The sequence below is a fragment of the Streptomyces sp. NPDC051219 genome, assembly GCF_040682335.1.
GTDB lineage: Bacteria > Actinomycetota > Actinomycetes > Streptomycetales > Streptomycetaceae > Streptomyces.
The window spans coordinates 20607-35382 of sequence record NZ_JBFBAS010000019.1 but is presented as its reverse complement, the minus strand read 5'-3'; the positions used below and the strand labels follow the sequence as shown (position 1 = coordinate 35382).

At 70.2% G+C, this 14776-nt stretch carries 15 protein-coding genes and 1 pseudogene; 8 read left to right on the top strand and 8 right to left on the bottom strand.

Going from position 1 to position 14776, the window contains the following annotated elements; all coding sequences use genetic code 11:
- Positions 1-68 precede the first annotated feature (68 nt).
- A complete protein-coding gene (locus tag AB0M62_RS21630; protein ID WP_366075895.1) occupies positions 69-443 on the top strand; it encodes a F0F1 ATP synthase subunit epsilon in 375 nt (124 codons plus the stop codon).
- A gap of 130 nt (positions 444-573) precedes the next feature.
- Positions 574-1020, top strand: coding sequence for a DUF2550 domain-containing protein (locus AB0M62_RS21625; protein WP_366075894.1), 447 nt, complete (start codon positions 574-576; stop codon positions 1018-1020).
- Positions 1021-1112: 92 nt separating this feature from the next.
- On the opposite strand, the gene AB0M62_RS21620 is transcribed toward AB0M62_RS21625, so the two are convergent.
- The 3 genes and pseudogenes from AB0M62_RS21620 to AB0M62_RS21610 form a co-directional block, all read right to left on the bottom strand.
- Complete coding sequence (locus AB0M62_RS21620) at positions 1113-2957, bottom strand: glycoside hydrolase family 18 chitinase (protein WP_366075893.1); 1845 nt, start codon at positions 2955-2957, stop codon at positions 1113-1115.
- A 177-nt stretch (positions 2958-3134) separates the two neighbouring features.
- Positions 3135-3785, bottom strand: coding sequence for a response regulator transcription factor (locus AB0M62_RS21615; RefSeq protein ID WP_366075892.1), 651 nt, complete (start codon positions 3783-3785; stop codon positions 3135-3137).
- Positions 3782-3928, bottom strand: a pseudogene (locus tag AB0M62_RS21610) (two-component sensor histidine kinase); the annotation flags it as partial. The pseudogene AB0M62_RS21610 and the gene AB0M62_RS21615, both read right to left, overlap by 4 nt.
- On the opposite strand from AB0M62_RS21610, the gene AB0M62_RS21605 reads away from it, so the two are divergent.
- Entirely contained in the window at positions 3906-4466 is a 561-nt protein-coding gene (locus AB0M62_RS21605; RefSeq protein WP_366075891.1) for a hypothetical protein, read from the top strand. The pseudogene AB0M62_RS21610 and the gene AB0M62_RS21605 overlap by 23 nt on opposite strands.
- 214 nt (positions 4467-4680) lie before the next feature.
- On the opposite strand, the gene AB0M62_RS21600 is transcribed toward AB0M62_RS21605, so the two are convergent.
- Complete coding sequence (locus AB0M62_RS21600) at positions 4681-5253, bottom strand: cob(I)yrinic acid a,c-diamide adenosyltransferase (protein ID WP_366075890.1); 573 nt, start codon at positions 5251-5253, stop codon at positions 4681-4683.
- A 202-nt stretch (positions 5254-5455) separates the two neighbouring features.
- Here AB0M62_RS21600 and AB0M62_RS21595 point away from each other — a divergent pair, with 202 nt between their 5' ends.
- The 3 genes from AB0M62_RS21595 (at position 5456) to AB0M62_RS21585 (ending at position 9674) form a co-directional block, all read left to right on the top strand.
- Positions 5456-6304, top strand: coding sequence for a 3-hydroxyacyl-CoA dehydrogenase family protein (locus AB0M62_RS21595; protein ID WP_366075889.1), 849 nt, complete (start codon positions 5456-5458; stop codon positions 6302-6304).
- 163 nt (positions 6305-6467) lie between these two features.
- Positions 6468-6791, top strand: a complete 324-nt coding sequence (locus tag AB0M62_RS21590; protein WP_366075888.1) for an STAS domain-containing protein — start codon at positions 6468-6470, stop codon at positions 6789-6791.
- Positions 6792-7079: 288 nt separating this feature from the next.
- Positions 7080-9674 (top strand): ATP-binding protein, encoded by a 2595-nt coding sequence (locus AB0M62_RS21585; protein WP_366075887.1) that lies wholly within the window; start codon positions 7080-7082, stop codon positions 9672-9674.
- Positions 9675-9702: 28 nt separating this feature from the next.
- Here the strand turns inward: AB0M62_RS21585 and nucS are convergent, their stop codons facing one another.
- A complete protein-coding gene (nucS, locus tag AB0M62_RS21580; protein WP_366075886.1) occupies positions 9703-10374 on the bottom strand; it encodes an endonuclease NucS in 672 nt (223 codons plus the stop codon).
- 210 nt (positions 10375-10584) lie between these two features.
- Between nucS and AB0M62_RS21575 the strand changes: the two genes are divergently transcribed.
- Positions 10585-10977, top strand: coding sequence for an SCO5389 family protein (locus tag AB0M62_RS21575; protein WP_366075885.1), 393 nt, complete (start codon positions 10585-10587; stop codon positions 10975-10977).
- 110 nt (positions 10978-11087) lie between these two features.
- On the opposite strand, the gene AB0M62_RS21570 is transcribed toward AB0M62_RS21575, so the two are convergent.
- Positions 11088-12122 carry an LLM class flavin-dependent oxidoreductase gene (locus AB0M62_RS21570; RefSeq protein ID WP_366075884.1) on the bottom strand — a complete coding sequence of 345 codons (1035 nt, stop codon included), beginning with the start codon at positions 12120-12122 and terminating at the stop codon, positions 11088-11090.
- A gap of 212 nt (positions 12123-12334) precedes the next feature.
- Between AB0M62_RS21570 and AB0M62_RS21565 the strand changes: the two genes are divergently transcribed.
- On the top strand, positions 12335-12670 hold the full coding sequence (locus tag AB0M62_RS21565; protein ID WP_366075883.1) for an ATP/GTP-binding protein: 336 nt from the start codon (positions 12335-12337) through the stop codon (positions 12668-12670).
- Positions 12671-12724: 54 nt separating this feature from the next.
- On the opposite strand, the gene AB0M62_RS21560 is transcribed toward AB0M62_RS21565, so the two are convergent.
- Together AB0M62_RS21560 and AB0M62_RS21555 are read right to left on the bottom strand one after the other, a co-directional pair.
- On the bottom strand, positions 12725-13558 hold the full coding sequence (locus AB0M62_RS21560) for an ABC transporter permease (RefSeq protein WP_366075882.1): 834 nt from the start codon (positions 13556-13558) through the stop codon (positions 12725-12727).
- Positions 13555-14694, bottom strand: a complete 1140-nt coding sequence (locus AB0M62_RS21555) for an ABC transporter ATP-binding protein (protein WP_366075881.1) — start codon at positions 14692-14694, stop codon at positions 13555-13557. Before AB0M62_RS21555 ends, AB0M62_RS21560 begins: the two co-directional genes overlap by 4 nt.
- Positions 14695-14776: the final 82 nt, after the last annotated feature.

Sequence of the window (14776 nt, the reverse complement as noted above, 5' to 3'; positions counted from 1 at the left end):
CACTGAGAACCTCTAGAATTAGCCCCAACACCCGGCTGAACCGCCGGGTGGAGACCCGAGGAGCCATCTTGGCTGCTGAGCTGCACGTCGAGCTGGTCGCGGCGGACCGCAATGTCTGGTCCGGCGAGGCCACCCTTGTCGTCGCGCGCACCACGTCCGGCGACATCGGCGTCATGCCCGGTCACCAGCCGCTGCTCGGTGTGCTGGAGTCGGGCCCGGTGACCATCCGTACGAGCGAGGGCGGGACTGTCGTCGCCGCGGTGCACGGCGGTTTCATCTCGTTCGCGGACAACAAACTGTCGCTGCTGGCGGAGATCGCCGAGCTGGCGGACGAGATCGATGTCCAGCGCGCGGAGCGGGCACTGGAGCGCGCCAAGTCGGACGCCGACGCGGCTGCCGAGCGGCGCGCCGATGTCCGGCTGCGTGCGGTGACGGGGCACTGACCCCGCGCCGACAGGCATAGACACAGCCTCAGCCGCGGCTCGTGCTGGAATCCTCCAGACCGGGTCGCGGCTGAGGCGATGCAGGTGCAGTTCCGTTTGCGTTACTCGATGAGCGAGGAGGTCGGTGGAGATGTTCCTCGCTCTGCTTGTCATCTGCCTGGTCGTCGCCCTGGTGGTGGTCGGGCTCTTTGTCTTCGGTCTCCGGCGGCGGCTGATCCAGCGGTCCGGCGGAACGTTCGACTGCAGCCTGCGCTGGGACATCCCCGAGGGCGGGGACCCGTCCGGCAAGGGCTGGGTGTATGGAGTCGCCCGCTACAGCGGTGACCGGATCGAATGGTTCCGAGTCTTCTCGTACGCGCCCCGGCCGCGCCGGGTCCTGGAGCGGTCGGCGATCGAGGTGCTCGCCCGCCGCGCCCCCGAGGGCGAAGAGGAGCTGGCCCTGTTGTCCGACGCGATCGTGCTCGGCTGTCTCCACCGGGGAGTCCGCCTCGAGCTCGCGATGAGCGAGGACGCCCTGACCGGTTTTCTGGCCTGGCTGGAGGCGGCGCCGCCCGGGCAGAGGGTGAACGTCGCGTAGTACATGTACGGACACATGCTTACGCATACGCACACGTAGAGAAGCCGGGGAGACAGGGGGCGGACCCGTTTCCCCGGCTTCCGCTTTTCCGGCTACTGCAGACCGTTGTTGATCGCGGTCGCGAGCTCACCGTTACTGGTGTCGCCGCTGAACTCCCAGAAGAAGGCGCCCTTGAGGCCCTGGTTCTTCACGTAGCTCATCTTTCCGGCGATGGTGGCCGGGGTGTCGTAGCTCCACCAGTTGCTGCCGCACTTGGCGTAGGCGGTGCCGGCGATGGTTCCGGTGGCCGGGCAGCTCGTCTTGAGGACCTTGTAGTCCTCGATGCCCTGCTCGTACGTGCCGGCGGCCGGGCCGGTGGCGGTGCCGCCGGGCGCGGCCTGGGTGACGCCGGTCCAGCCGCGTCCGTAAAAGCCGATCCCGAGGTTGAGCTTCGACGCCGGGACGCCCTTGGCCTTGAGCTTCTGGATCGCCTCGTCGGAGTTGAAGCCCTGCTGGGGGATGCCCGCGTAGGACGTGAGCGGGGAGTGCGGGGCGGTCGGACCCTGTGCGGCCCAGGCGCCGAAGAAGTCGTACGTCATGACGTTGTAGAAGTCGATGTACTGGGCGGCGCCTGCGTAGTCGGCCGCGTCGATCTTGCCGCCGCTGGAGGCGTCGGCGGTGATGGCCGCGGTGACCAGGTTCGAGCTGCCGAACTTGGCGCGCATGGCCTGCATCATGTTCTTGATCGACGCGGGTCCGCTGGTGTCACAGGACAGACCGCAGGCGTTCGGGTACTCCCAGTCCAGGTCGATGCCGTCGAAGACGTCGGCCCAGCGCGGGTCCTCCACCAGGTCGTAGCAGGACTGCGCGAAGGCGGCCGGGTTCTGCACCGCCTGGCCGAAGCCGCCGGACCAGGTCCAGCCGCCGAAGGACCACAGCACCTTGATGTTCGGGAACTGCTTCTTGAGCTTGCGCAGCTGGTTGAAGTTGCCGCGCAGCGGCTGGTCCCAGGTGTCGGCCACACCGTCGACGCTCTGGTCGGCTGTGTACGCCTTGTCGTAGTCGGCGAAGGCGTCACCGATCGTGCACTTGCCGCCCTGGACGTTGCCGAAGGCGTAGTTGATGTGCGTGATCTTCGCTGCCGAGCCCGACGTGACCAGGTTCTTCACGTGGTAGTTCCGGCCGTAGATGCCCCACTCGGTGAAGTAGCCGAGCTTGACCTTGGCACCGGGGTCGGGATTGGTGCCGCCGGTGGTCGTGGCGGTGAGCGAGCCGCTGGACGGGCCGACCTGGTCCGCCGTGTCGCGGGCCTTGACGCTGTACGTGTACGTCGTGCCCGCGGTCAGGCCCGTGTCGGTGTGCGTGGTGCCGGTGACGGTCGCGATCTTGGCCGAGCCGCGGAAGACGTCGTAGTTCTTGACGCCCTTGTCGTCGGTGGCCGCGCTCCAGGTGAGCTTGAGCGAGGTGTTGGTGATGCCGCTCGCGGTCGGGGTGCCGGGGGCGGAGGGCGGATTGTCGCCGGGCACGCTGGGGCCGCCGTCACAGGAGGCGCCGTTGAGCTTGCATCCGCTGGGGGCGCCGGCGCCGGTGCCGTTGAAGCCGAAGGTGACGCTCGCGCCGGGGGCGAGGGTGCCGTTCCAGCTCTTGTTCCTGGCGGTCCAGTGGTTGCCCGATCCGGTGACGTCGGCGTCCCAGGCCGAGGTGACGGCCGTACCGGCCGGGAAGTCCCATTCGACGGTCCACGAGCCGATGGACGCGGTGCCGGTGTTCTTCACCGTCCACTTGCCCTCGAAGCCGGTCCCCCAGTCGGAGACCTTGGTGTACGTGGCGGTCGCCTCGGCGGCCTCGGCGGGGGAGGCCAGGCCGACGAGGGCGGCGAGGGGGAGCAGCAGGGCCGTGAGGCCGGCCGTTGCTCTCGACCTGAATCGGGTGGTGCGTCTGGTCGTTCCAGTACTCAACGGGGCTCCTCGGGTGAGGTCCTGAAGGTGGGGGTTGAGAGGTGTGGACCTGCGCCGCCCGGTGGGTACGCCATGGGGGATTTTTGTCATGGCATGCTCACCGCAGTAATTGCGGTGAGCGTAGAAAGGTCTGGACCAACCGTCAAGAGGTCCAGACCTTAGATCGGGCCGGAGGGTTCAGACACCCAACTCCTGGGCCAGTACGGCCGCTTGAACCCTGCTCCGCAGCTCCAGCTTGCCGAGCAGCCTGCTCACATGCGTCTTCACCGTGGCTTCGGCCATGTCCAGACGCGCCGCGACTTCTGCGTTGGACAGCCCCTCGCCCAGGCAGGACAGCACTTCGCGCTCGCGCCGCGTCAGCACGTCGAGCACCGCCGGATCGGGGGCGTCGACGGAGCGTACGGACCTGGGGGAGGCGAACTCGGCGATCAGCCGGCGCGTCACTGCCGGGGCGATCATGCCCTCGCCGCCCGCAACGGTCCGTACCGCCCCGATCAGATCCGCGGCCTCGGTGTTCTTCAGCAGAAAGCCGGACGCACCCGCCCGCAGCGCCCCGAAGACGTACTCGTCCAGGTCGAACGTGGTCAGTACCAGGACGTCGGCGAGCTGCTCCGCCACCACCTGCCGGGTGGCGGAGACCCCGTCCAGCCGGGGCATCTGCACATCCATCAGCACCAGATCGGGCCGCAGCTCGCGCGCGAGCCGCACGGCCTCCTCGCCGTCCGCGGCTTCGCCCACCACCTCGATGTCCGCGGCGCTGCGCAGGATCAGCACCAGACCTGCCCGTACGGCGGACTGGTCCTCGGCAACCAGCACCCGGATCGTCATGCGCTCGGCGCCCTCTCCTCGGCGGGCAGTACCGCCCGCACCTGCCAGATCCTGGTTCCCGCAGGGGTGCTCAGCGGGCCCGCCTCGAACGCGCCGCCCAGCAGCGCGACCCGTTCCCGCATGCCTACCAGGCCCGCCTGGGTGCTGCTGGCCGCCGGACTGGCCGTGCGCTACCTCGCGAAGATGCCGAGGACCGGCGTCGCCCTGCTTCTCTGTGAACCGCTGCTGGAAGTCGTGCTGCTCGTGGTGACCGCGATCGACCTCAAGAACGGCGCGGACCCGGCGTGGAAGCACGGGCTCGCGGCGGTGTACATCGGCTACACGGTGGCCTACGGCCATTACACGATCAAGTGGATCGACGGCCACTTCTCGCACCGCTTCGCGGGCGGCCCGCCGCCGGCCCGGCCGCCGCGCTACGGAACGGCACGCGCCGGGCATGAGGGCCGGCTCTGGCTGCGTACGGTCCTGGCGGCGGCAGTGGCGTCCGGCCTGCTCCAGCTCGCGGTCTGGTACGTGGGCGACGCCGGCCAGACCGGTTCGCTGCGCTCCTGGCAGTGGATCGCCTGGCGGGCGGCCGGCATCCACGGCCTGATCGCCCTCACGTACCTCATCTGGCCGAAGAAGGCCCCGGCCGGGCAGTCCGGGGAGGAGCGGCCGCGGTCTCCGGCCAAACGGCTCTAGGGTCTCTCGTTTGGATCTTGCCGGGCTCGCAGGCCCTGGCACGCACGCTCGCCGCGTTGTCGTCGGTCGGCATGGCTCCGCCATGCCTCCCTCCTCCGCCTTGCGATCGCACGCACCAGACCCCGCTCACTGATCCGGCCTGATCCAAACGAGAGACCCTGGGCGGTGTGCTGTCCCGGACGTCGGTGACGGGACAGCACACCCGGGGCACGCCTCAGCGCTCCCCGCCGGGCACCCAGAGCACGTCTCCGACCTCCTTGTTGGCCACCCTGGCCAGAATGAAAAGGAGGTCGGACAGGCGGTTGAGGTACGTCGCGGTGAGCGGGTTCATGATGTCCCCGTGCACTTCGAAGGCCGCCCAGGTGGACCGCTCGGCACGCCGGACGACGGTGCAGGCCTGGTGCAGCAGCGCCGCCCCCGGGGTACCGCCCGGGAGGATGAAGCTGCGCAGCTTCTCGACCTCCTCCAGGAACCGGTCGCAGTCGGCCTCCAGTTTGTCGATGTAGTGCTGCTCGACACGCAGCGGCGGATACTTCGGATCCTCGACGACCGGGGTGGAGAGGTCCGCGCCCACGTCGAACAGGTCGTTCTGGACGCGGACAAGGACCTTCACGATCTCCTCAGGCAGGGCGCCCAGTGCGATCGCCGTGCCGATGACGGCATTGGCCTCGTTGGCATCGGCGTACGCCGAGATCCTCAGATCGGTCTTGGCGGTCCGGCTCATGTCACCGAGGGCGGTGGTGCCCCGGTCGCCGGTACGGGTGTAGATGCGCGTCAGATTGACCATGCGACCAGCCTAGTTACGCACCGGCTTCCCGGCAGACCGCTGTGCCCACCGTCACTGCCCGGCACGCGGATGGTGTGATGTCCGCGATTTGGGATGTGACTCGCACCTCTTACCCCCCAACCGGCCCCTCACGGACGCTAATCTCCGCCGGAGAGGCGTTGGAAAACAGGCGTTAAGGCCAAAAGTTCAAGGGGTGTGAAGAGTGGCCAGGAAGCTCGCCGTCATCGGGGCCGGACTCATGGGGTCCGGTATCGCGCAGGTCTCCGCCCAGGCGGGCTGGGACGTCGTCCTGCGTGATGTCACCGACGCGGCGCTGACCCGCGGCACCGACGGCATCAAAGCCTCGTACGACAAGTTCGTCTCGAAGGGCAAGCTGTCGGCGGAGGACGCCGAGGCGGCACTCGCGCGCATCACCACGACCACCGATCTGGACGCGGCCGCGGACGCCGACATCGTCGTCGAGGCCGTCTTCGAGAAGCTCGAGGTCAAGCACGAGATCTTCCGTACGCTCGACAAGCTCGTACGTGACGACGCGGTGCTCGCCTCGAACACCTCGGCCATCCCGATCACCAAGATCGCGGCGGTGACCGAGCGCCCGGAGCGCGTCGTGGGCGCGCACTTCTTCTCGCCCGTCCCGATGATGCAGCTGTGCGAGCTGGTCCGCGGTTACAAGACGAGCGACGAAACCCTCGCCACCACGCGCGAGTTCGCCGAGTCCGTCGGCAAGACCTGCATCGTCGTCAACCGTGATGTCGCCGGCTTCGTCACCACCCGGCTGATCTCGGCGCTCGTCGTCGAGGCCGCCAAGCTGTACGAGTCGGGTGTGGCCTCGGCCGAGGACATCGACATCGCCTGCAAGCTCGGCTTCGGCCACGCCATGGGACCGCTGGCGACCGCCGATCTGACGGGCGTCGACATCCTGCTGCACGCCACCAGCAACATCTACACCGAGTCCCAGGACGAGAAGTTCGCGCCGCCGGAGCTGATGCGCCGGATGGTGGACGCGGGTGACATCGGCCGCAAGAGCGGGCAGGGCTTCTACAAGCACTGAGCGGTACCGGTCACTTTGGCGTCACCCCACCGGGTGAATTAGGTATCGGTTCGCTTACAAACGGCAACTTCACTGCCCCAGTGGCAGTCAGTTGCAGTGAGAGATTTCCAAGACGACGCACAGCCGACGTACGCAGACGCACGCAGCCTGCCGGGGAGTACACATGCAGATCAGGGGCGACCACGCCGAACTGGCCGTCGGGGGCCGCCTCGACGTGCGCAGCGCGGCGGACGCCCGTACGGTCCTGCATTCGGCCCTTGACGCGGGTGCCGGTGACCTCGTGCTGGACCTGACCGAGCTCGACTCCTGGGACGCCACCGGCCTCGGCGTCATCATGGGCGCGCACCGTCGCGCCGGACGGACCGGACGCCGGCTCGTCCTGCGCGGGGTGCCGCCGCAGATGCAGCGCCTGCTCGTGGCGACCCGGCTCCACCGCATCCTCGCCATCGAGGGCGGGATCGCGGCGGAGTCCCTGCCTCGCGTGTGAACGCTCGCCGAACGCCGCTGAACAGGTCCGGTCGGCCCTGAAGCGTCCGTGGCGGATTGTGAAGCACCTGTGTGAGGCAGGCGTTACCCGCAATCCTCACGAGACCGTGACGTCTGGGACCGCACGGGACCCCGGCTGTTCCCGGATACTGTCCGAAGGTCTAGGGTTCGGTCGCCTGCCGATTGGTGAACCCTCGCGGCGGGCACCGGACCAGAAGCGACAGCGGAGTGTGCGAAAGGCCGGGAAGGGCAACGGCAACGGCACGCGACGCATCTGGGGGGCTTGACCATGGACCCGATGAACCCGGGACCTGAAGAGTACGGCCATGACAACGACGAATTCGCGGAGCGCACTCCTGTGGAGGACACCCCGCCACGGCCGCCGATACCCGCCCTCGCCGGCTCGGCCGGCGGCCCGGCCCGGGTCGTCCAGCTCGTCTCCGGTGACTTCCTGCTGACGGTCAATCCCGTCGACGGCAGCGAGATAGAGCCGTGCCGCCCCGGTGAGGAGCCGCCCGAGCCCACCCGGCGCGGCCCCGAGGACCGCGCCGACGTGCGGCGCGCGGGCCTGCCGCCGGTCCCGGCCGGTCCCGCCTCACCCGAGCTCCCGTTGCTGGAGCGCCAGGAAGAGCGTGAACGGCTCGTACGCCTGCTGGCGCGCGGGCGTTCGGTGCGGCTCACCGGCCCCTCGGGCTCCGGGCGTACGGCCCTGCTCGACGCCGTCGCCGCCGACTGCGCGGACATCGCGCCCGATGGGGTGATCCGGCTCTCCGGCTACCGGCAGACGCCCACCGACCTGCTCCATGCGCTGTTCGCCACCGTTTTCGACGCCCCCTCGTACCGACCCGACCGCGCCGCTCTGCTCGCGAAGGTCCGCGGTATCGGAGCGGTCGTGGTCCTCGACGACCTGGAGTTCGGCAGCGGCGCGCTCGAGGAGCTGCTCGAGGCCACGCCGGAATGCGCGTACCTGGTCGCCGCGACGCCGGACGTCCCCGCGCCCTCGGCCGACTCCCATCTCGAAGAGGTCTTCCTCGGCGGCCTCGGCCGCAGCTCCACGCTGGAACTGCTGGAGAGGGCCGTGGCCCGGCCGCTCACCGACGACGAGGCGAGCTGGGCGGGAGACCTCTGGTTCGAGTCCGAGGGGCTCCCCCTGCGCTTCGTACAGGCGGGTGCGCTGTTGCGGCAGCGTGACGCGCTGCGCGGTACGGACCCGGGCGACCAGGACGAGCCCGGGGTCTTCGACGCCCCGGAGAGCCGCGACGTCCCACTGCCCAGCCTCGCCGAAGGCGCGGCCCCCGTGGTGCTGCTCGCGTCCCGGCTGAGCGAGTCCGCCCGCGACACGCTGCGGTTCGCCGTCGCCCTGGGCGGTGAGGTGCCGCACCAGGCGCACCTCCCGGCGCTGGTGGGGGACACCCACGCCGACGCGGCGCTCGGCGAGCTGGTGAGCTGCGGACTGCTGACCCCGGTGGGCTCCCGCTACCGGCTGGCCGCGGGCGTCAGCACCCAGCTGGAGGCCGGGGGATACGCGGAGGGCGCGGCCGGCCGTGCGCATACCGCGGCCCAGCACTACGCGTGGTGGACCGGGCACCCCTCGGTCAGCCCCGCGCGTGCCGCGGCCGAGGCGGACGCGGTGCTGGCGGCGATGACGATGCTCATACCGAGCGACGAGGACGGCCACCCGAGTGCCGCCGTCCTGCTGGCACGCACCGCGGCGCCCGCGTTCGCCACCGGCCTCCACTGGGGTGCCTGGGAGCGCATTCTGAGGTCGGGCCAGGAGGCGGCACGGATCGCCGGCGAGGTCGCCGAAGAGGCGTACTTCCACCACGAGTTGGGAGTTCTGGCGCTGTGCGCCGGCCAGCTGGACCGGGCCCGTGCCGAGCTGGAGGCCTCGATCGGGCTCCGCGGAGCCCTCGCCGACAAGCGCGGCACGGTCGCCGGCCGACGGGCGCTGGCGCTGGTTGCCGACCGCTCCGGCGGGGTCGTGCTCGGCGGACGTACGCCGGCAGGCGAGGAGGTCCCGGCCGCGCGGAGCGAGGAGTCGGCCTCGCCGCCCCGCGGCATACCCTCCCCCTTCCCGCAGCTCAGGTCCCCGGAGCCGACGGGCGAGACGACGCCCCTGGTCACCCGGCAGCCCGCCGCGTCCGGCGCCTCGTTCGGGCTGGCGGGCGCCCGTCGCCTGCTGGTGAGCGGCGCCCGCCGCAACATGGTCGCGGCCGGAGCGGGCGCGCTGCTCGCCGTCGTACTGGGGACGGTCGTGACGCTCGGCGCGACGTCGGAGGGCAACGACGTGCCGGGCAAGGGCAAGTCCGAACAGTCGGCGAACGAGGACAACGGCCTGGACGGCGGCCTGAACGCCGACGAGCCGACGGACGGCTCGACGCCGCGTCCGGGTGACGGCGGTGACCAGGGCGGCACGTCCGGCAACACGGGTGCCACGGGCGGCTCGGCGAGGCCGGGCGAGAGTGGCAGCGCCTCCAGCCCCTCCACGACGGGCGGTGGCGGCACCTCGACGGGCGGCGGAGGCACGACCACGGGCGGCGGCACGACCACGGGCGGGACGACGGGGTCGCCGTCGACCAGCGGCACGACCGGCTCACCGTCCACGAGCGGTTCGACGGGTTCGCCGTCGAGCGGTGGACCCGGGGCCGGAGGAACGGACGCGGGCGGAACCGACGCCGGTGGCACCGACACGGGCGGCACCGACGCCGGCGGTACGGATGCCGGCGGTACTGACGCGGGTGGCACCGACGCCGGCGGTACGGATGCCGGTGGTACTGACGCGGGTGGCACTGACGCCGGCGGTACGGATGCCGGTGGCACCGACACGGGCGGGACGACTGCTGACCCTTCCGGCGGCACCAGCCCTTCGAGCAGCGCCTCCTGACCGGGGTTTGGAGGCGCTCGGGAGCCGGTCAGAAGAGCCGGAGCTTGTCGTCCTCGATGCCGCGCATCGCGTTGTAGTCGAGGACGACACAGCCGATCCCGCGGTCCGTGGCGAGCACCCGCGCCTGCGGCTTGATCTCCTGGGCCGCGAAAACGCCCCGGACCGGGGCCAGGTGCGGATCGCGGTTCAGCAGCTCGAGGTACCGCGTCAGCTGCTCCACGCCGTCGATCTCGCCCCGTCGCTTGATCTCCACCGCGACGGTCGCGCCGTCGGAGTCCCGGCACAGGATGTCCACCGGGCCGATGGCGGTGGGATATTCGCGGCGGATCAGTGAGTAACCCTCACCAAGTGTCTCGATTCGGTCGGCGAGCAGCTCCTGAAGGTGCGCTTCCACGCCGTCCTTGATGAGCCCCGGATCCACCCCGAGCTCGTGCGAGGAGTCGTGGAGGACCTCCTCCATCGTGATGATGAGCTTCTCGCCGGCCTTGTTCACCACGGTCCACACGCCCGCCTCGTCACCCGTGCCCTCCTTGAGCGTGCACGGAGGCGACATCCAGTTGAGTGGCTTGTACGCCCGGTCGTCCGCGTGAATCGAGACACTGCCGTCAGCCTTCACAAGGATGAGACGGGGTGCCGAGGGCAGGTGGGCGGTGAGCCGGCCCGCGTAATCGACGGAGCAGCGGGCGATGACGAGACGCATGGTCGGCAACGCTACTCGACCGGGCGTGGTCCGCGCGATTCGCCCCTGAAGGCCCTGTTCGTTAATGGCTGGTTGTGTGTGCATTCTCCTGGTGCGGTTCGGACAGCGCGCTTACCGTGTAAGCGGGAGGTCGCCGAGCGTGCACGCTGCGTCGTCGTCCTCCTTCCCTGCCCGTAAGACCCCGTCACCGGGGTCGCGAGAGGAGAACCCATGTCGCTCGACGTCTCACCGGCCCTACTCGAACAGGCCGAGCGAGGCGAGGTCGACGAAGCCGCATTCGTCGACTGCGTCCGGACCTCCCTGCCCTATGCATGGGAGATGGTCAGCTCTCTGGTGGCCCAGCTGAAGGTGGACGGCGGAGAGTTCGCCGACAACCAGACGCCGCCGCCGGACGAGCAGGCACGTGGCCAGCTTCTGCGTGCCCTCGCGAGTGACGCGATACGTGGTGCGCTGCAGCGGCACTTCGGGGTACGCCTGGCATTCCAGAACTGCCACCGTGTGGCGGTGTTCCCGCTGGAATCATCGGTCGACGAGCGGCTGGCCCGCTTCACTTCCCTCAGGGGCCAGTTGCTCAACCAGTCGCCGGAACTGCGGGACTGCTAGGCCTTGTCCGGTCGATCAGGCCGGCATGATCGACCGGACACGGCCTGCGACTTGTCGCTGTCGCTCCGTATCGGGGGAGGTGTCCGATACCGGAGCGGCAGCGTTCCGCGTCAGCCGAGGCGGGGCAGGACCTCGGCCCCCAGGCGCCGCACGTTCTCCTCCGTGGCCGCGAGGTCGCCGGATCCCTCGAAGAGCAGCGCGAAGCGCGTGATGCCGGTCCGTTCCGCCGTGGCCGCCAGCCGGTCGGCGGCCAATTGGGGTGTGCCCACCGGATGCAGTGAGCAGAGCAGTTCCGTGTAGGCGACCGGGTCCCGCATCTTCCGGTGCCGGCCGTCGACGGTCACATGGGCGTCCAGACCCTGCCTCAGCCAGCCCGGCATCGCCTTGACGAGCGCTTCCACCGCGTCGGACGTACGGTCCGCGATCTGCGTCACCCCCGCCGACACATGGCCCGCTGCGGCGACCTCGTCCGGTGAACGCCCGGCGGCCAGAGCCGACTTGCGCCAGAGTGCGACCATGTCGGCCTTCTCCTCGTCCGCGCAGTGCATGCCCAGCAGCATGGGCAGCGCGCGCTCGGCGGCCAGCCGCACGCTCGCGGGGGAGGTGCAGGCCACGATCACTTCCGGCCCGTCCTGCGCCTCGCCGCCCAGTAGCTCGTCGGTACGCGGTACGACGGGGACCTCACGGAAGGCGAACCGTTCCCCCGAGGCCGAGACCCGGGGTTCCCGCAGCCAGCGCAGCAGCAGGTCGAGCGATTCCGGGAAGCCGCTCTCGTACGCCTCCAGGCCGGCGCCGAAGACCTCCAGGTCGACCCATGGCCCGCCGCGCCCGACGCCGAGCGTGAAACGTCCGCCGGAGGTGAGGTGGAGCAGTGCGGTTTGTTCGCCGACCGCCACGGGATGCGCGCTCGCCAGCACGCTCACCGCCGTACCGACCCTGATCCGCCTGGTGCGGCCCAGCATCAGCGCGGCCAGCGTCACTGCGGACGGGCAGACGCCGTACGGGACGAAGTGGTGTTCGGCGAGCCAGACGGAATCCAGCCCCGACTCCTCCGCCAGGTCCGCGGTCCGCACCGCACGGTGCAACGCCTCCCCCTGCCCCTGACCCGGGAACTGGGCGGCCAGTACAAAAGCTCCAACGCGCATTGCCTTCTGCCTCCTCGCGGCCGACGCGGCACTCCCCCCACCGGCAATAACGTCTGACACGTGCCAAAGGCACGGCCCCGCAGGGAAGTTATTGAGATTGTCGGGGAATCGTCCCTCGGGGCCACTGCCCCTTCGTCACCATGCGCGTACCCGAGGAGGCTCCGCGTAGGCTGGAGCGAAATCGTCCGGACCGCCCGCCCAGTGAGGTATACGTGTCACCGCGCCGCAACCGCCCCCGTGGCGGCGAGAACCCGACCGAGCGTGAGACCGCGGCCGTGTCGGGGGACCGCTACGGACTGCAGCGGACCGAGGCCTGGCAGGGCGAGGACTGGGTGGTCCGCCACGTCAGCGGGGCAAGTGCCGCCGGCAAGCGCTACCGGTGTCCGGGCTGCGACCAGGAGATCCCCGCCGGCGTCCCGCATGTGGTGGCCTGGCCGCAGTACGGCGGCGGATTGGACGACCGCCGGCACTGGCACAAGGCCTGCTGGAACGCGAAGGACCGCCGCACCACGCGGGTGCAGCGGTCCCGTAACGCGCCCAGGTACTGAGCCCCGCCGGGCCCTGGGAGCCCTGGGAGATCACATGGGCAGGGCCTGGGGTCTCTAGACGTCCCGCTTCTCCAGCAGGGCGAACGATCCGGCCATCGCTACGACAGTGACCACGGCGAGCAGCGTGAGCTGCTTCATGCCGTTGCCGTCGTCGCCGGTCATCGGGAGCGTGAAGATCGCGGACAACGAGTTCGGGGCGTTGTACTCCATCACGGTCTCGGCCACATCGCGGGTGCTCTCCCAGATGAAGAGGAACGCGGGCATGATCGCCGGGACCAGCACCACACCCAGCATCGTGGTGATCGCGCCGGCCGAGTGCCGCAGCATCGAGCCGACGGCGAGCCCGAGCATGCCGAGCAGCGTGACGTACAGGCTGCCGCCCAGGACGGTCCCGGCCCACTCCGAGCCTGTGGTCGAGCGGGCTTCGGGCCCGCTGTGCAGGGCCGCCGTGACGATCCCGACGAAGGCGATCGCGAAGGCGGTGACAACGAAGGTGAGCAGGAAGAAGACCACGAACTTCGCGGCCAGCACGCGCCAGCGCTGTGGTGAGGCGGTGAAGGTCGTGCGGATCATGCCGGTACCGTACTCGGACGAAACGACCAGCACGCCGAGGGTGATGACACAGATCTGGCCGAGCAGCAGTCCGAAGAGGGCGGGCACGGTGTACGGCGTGTCCGAGAAGTCGGAGTCACTGGTCTGGACGGCGGCCAGCAGCCCGATGCCGATCACCAGGAACAGCAGGATGCCGACCGTCCACATTGTTGAGCGAACGGACTTGATCTTCGTCCACTCCGAGGCGAGAGCATGGCCCATGTGGGCGGACGTCACCGGGATCGGCGAGGTGTAGCCCGGCCCCGCCGGGGCCTGCTGCTGGTACGGGGTCGTCATCGGGCGTCCTCGTTGTCACTCTTGGTCATGTACGGGTTCTCGCCCGGCGCGGGCATCGCCGGCGGCGCGGCCGGCCCCGGCGCAGCAGGCATCGCGAACGGCTGACCGCCCGCCTGCGGGGGCGGGGGTGCGTACCAGCCCTGCTGCGGGACCTCGGGCGGCATCATCTGCGGGGCGTACCCCGGCGGGACGGGCTGCTGGAGACCGGCCCGAGGGTCGGCCGTCGAGCGGTAGTCCACGGCGCCCTGCGTCATGCGCATGTACGCCTCCTCCAGCGAGGCCTGGTGCGGGGAGAGCTCCCACAGCCGTACGTCCGCATCGTGCGCGAGGTCGCTGATCCGCGGCAGCGGCAGTCCGGTCACCCGCAGTGCCCCGTCGGGCTCGGGCATGACCTGCCCGCCCGCCTCGGTGAGCGCGGCCGTCAGCTTCTCGCGCTGCTGCGGTTCGGTCCGCGGGGTCCGTACCCGCGCGTAGTCCGCGGAGTTGTGCGAGATGAAGTCCTTGACACTCATGTCGGCGAGCAGCTGACCGCGGCCGATCACGATCAGGTGGTCGGCCGTGAGAGCCATCTCGCTCATCAGGTGCGAGGAGACGAAGACGGTACGGCCCTCGGCGGCGAGCTGCTTCATCAGGTTGCGCACCCAGAGAATGCCTTCGGGGTCGAGGCCGTTGACCGGCTCGTCGAAGAGCAGCACCTGCGGGTCACCGAGCAGCGCCGCGGCGATGCCGAGCCGCTGGCCCATGCCGAGGGAGAAGCCCTTGGAGCGCTTGCGGGCCACGTCCTGGAGACCGACGACACCCAGCACCTCGTCCACCCGGCGGGCCGGGATGCCGGACAGCTGCGCGAGGCACAGCAGGTGGTTGCGGGCGTGCCGGCCGCCGTGCACCGCCTTGGCGTCCAGCAGGGCGCCGACCTGACGGGGCGCGTTGGGCAGGTTGCGGAAGGGGTGACCGCTGATGGTGACATGGCCGGCCGTGGGCTGGTCCAGGCCCAGGATCATCCGCATGGTGGTGGACTTGCCGGAGCCGTTGGGGCCGAGGAAGCCGGTGACGGACCCTGGCCGCACCTGGAAGGAAAGGTTGTGCACGGCCGTCTTGGCGCCGTAGCGCTTCGTCAGGCCGACTGCCTCGATCATTCTCCGCCCCTCGCCAGGCCGGGGCGGCCGTCGCCCCATAAGGGTTAGGAGGATATCCGGCGGTTGACGGTTCCGTTCCCCG

Coding starts and splice junctions, on each gene's coding strand:
- AB0M62_RS21555 (WP_366075881.1), bottom strand. CDS start 14,694: ATGATCGAGGCAGTCGGCCTGACGAAGCGCTACGGCGCCAAGACGGCC.
- AB0M62_RS21625 (WP_366075894.1), top strand. CDS start 574: ATGTTCCTCGCTCTGCTTGTCATCTGCCTGGTCGTCGCCCTGGTGGTG.
- AB0M62_RS21575 (WP_366075885.1), top strand. CDS start 10,585: ATGTCGCTCGACGTCTCACCGGCCCTACTCGAACAGGCCGAGCGAGGC.
- AB0M62_RS21585 (WP_366075887.1), top strand. CDS start 7,080: ATGGACCCGATGAACCCGGGACCTGAAGAGTACGGCCATGACAACGAC.
- AB0M62_RS21560 (WP_366075882.1), bottom strand. CDS start 13,558: ATGACGACCCCGTACCAGCAGCAGGCCCCGGCGGGGCCGGGCTACACC.
- nucS (WP_366075886.1), bottom strand. CDS start 10,374: ATGCGTCTCGTCATCGCCCGCTGCTCCGTCGATTACGCGGGCCGGCTC.
- AB0M62_RS21600 (WP_366075890.1), bottom strand. CDS start 5,253: ATGGTCAATCTGACGCGCATCTACACCCGTACCGGCGACCGGGGCACC.
- AB0M62_RS21570 (WP_366075884.1), bottom strand. CDS start 12,122: ATGCGCGTTGGAGCTTTTGTACTGGCCGCCCAGTTCCCGGGTCAGGGG.
- AB0M62_RS21590 (WP_366075888.1), top strand. CDS start 6,468: ATGCAGATCAGGGGCGACCACGCCGAACTGGCCGTCGGGGGCCGCCTC.
- AB0M62_RS21605 (WP_366075891.1), top strand. CDS start 3,906: ATGCCTACCAGGCCCGCCTGGGTGCTGCTGGCCGCCGGACTGGCCGTG.
- AB0M62_RS21615 (WP_366075892.1), bottom strand. CDS start 3,785: ATGACGATCCGGGTGCTGGTTGCCGAGGACCAGTCCGCCGTACGGGCA.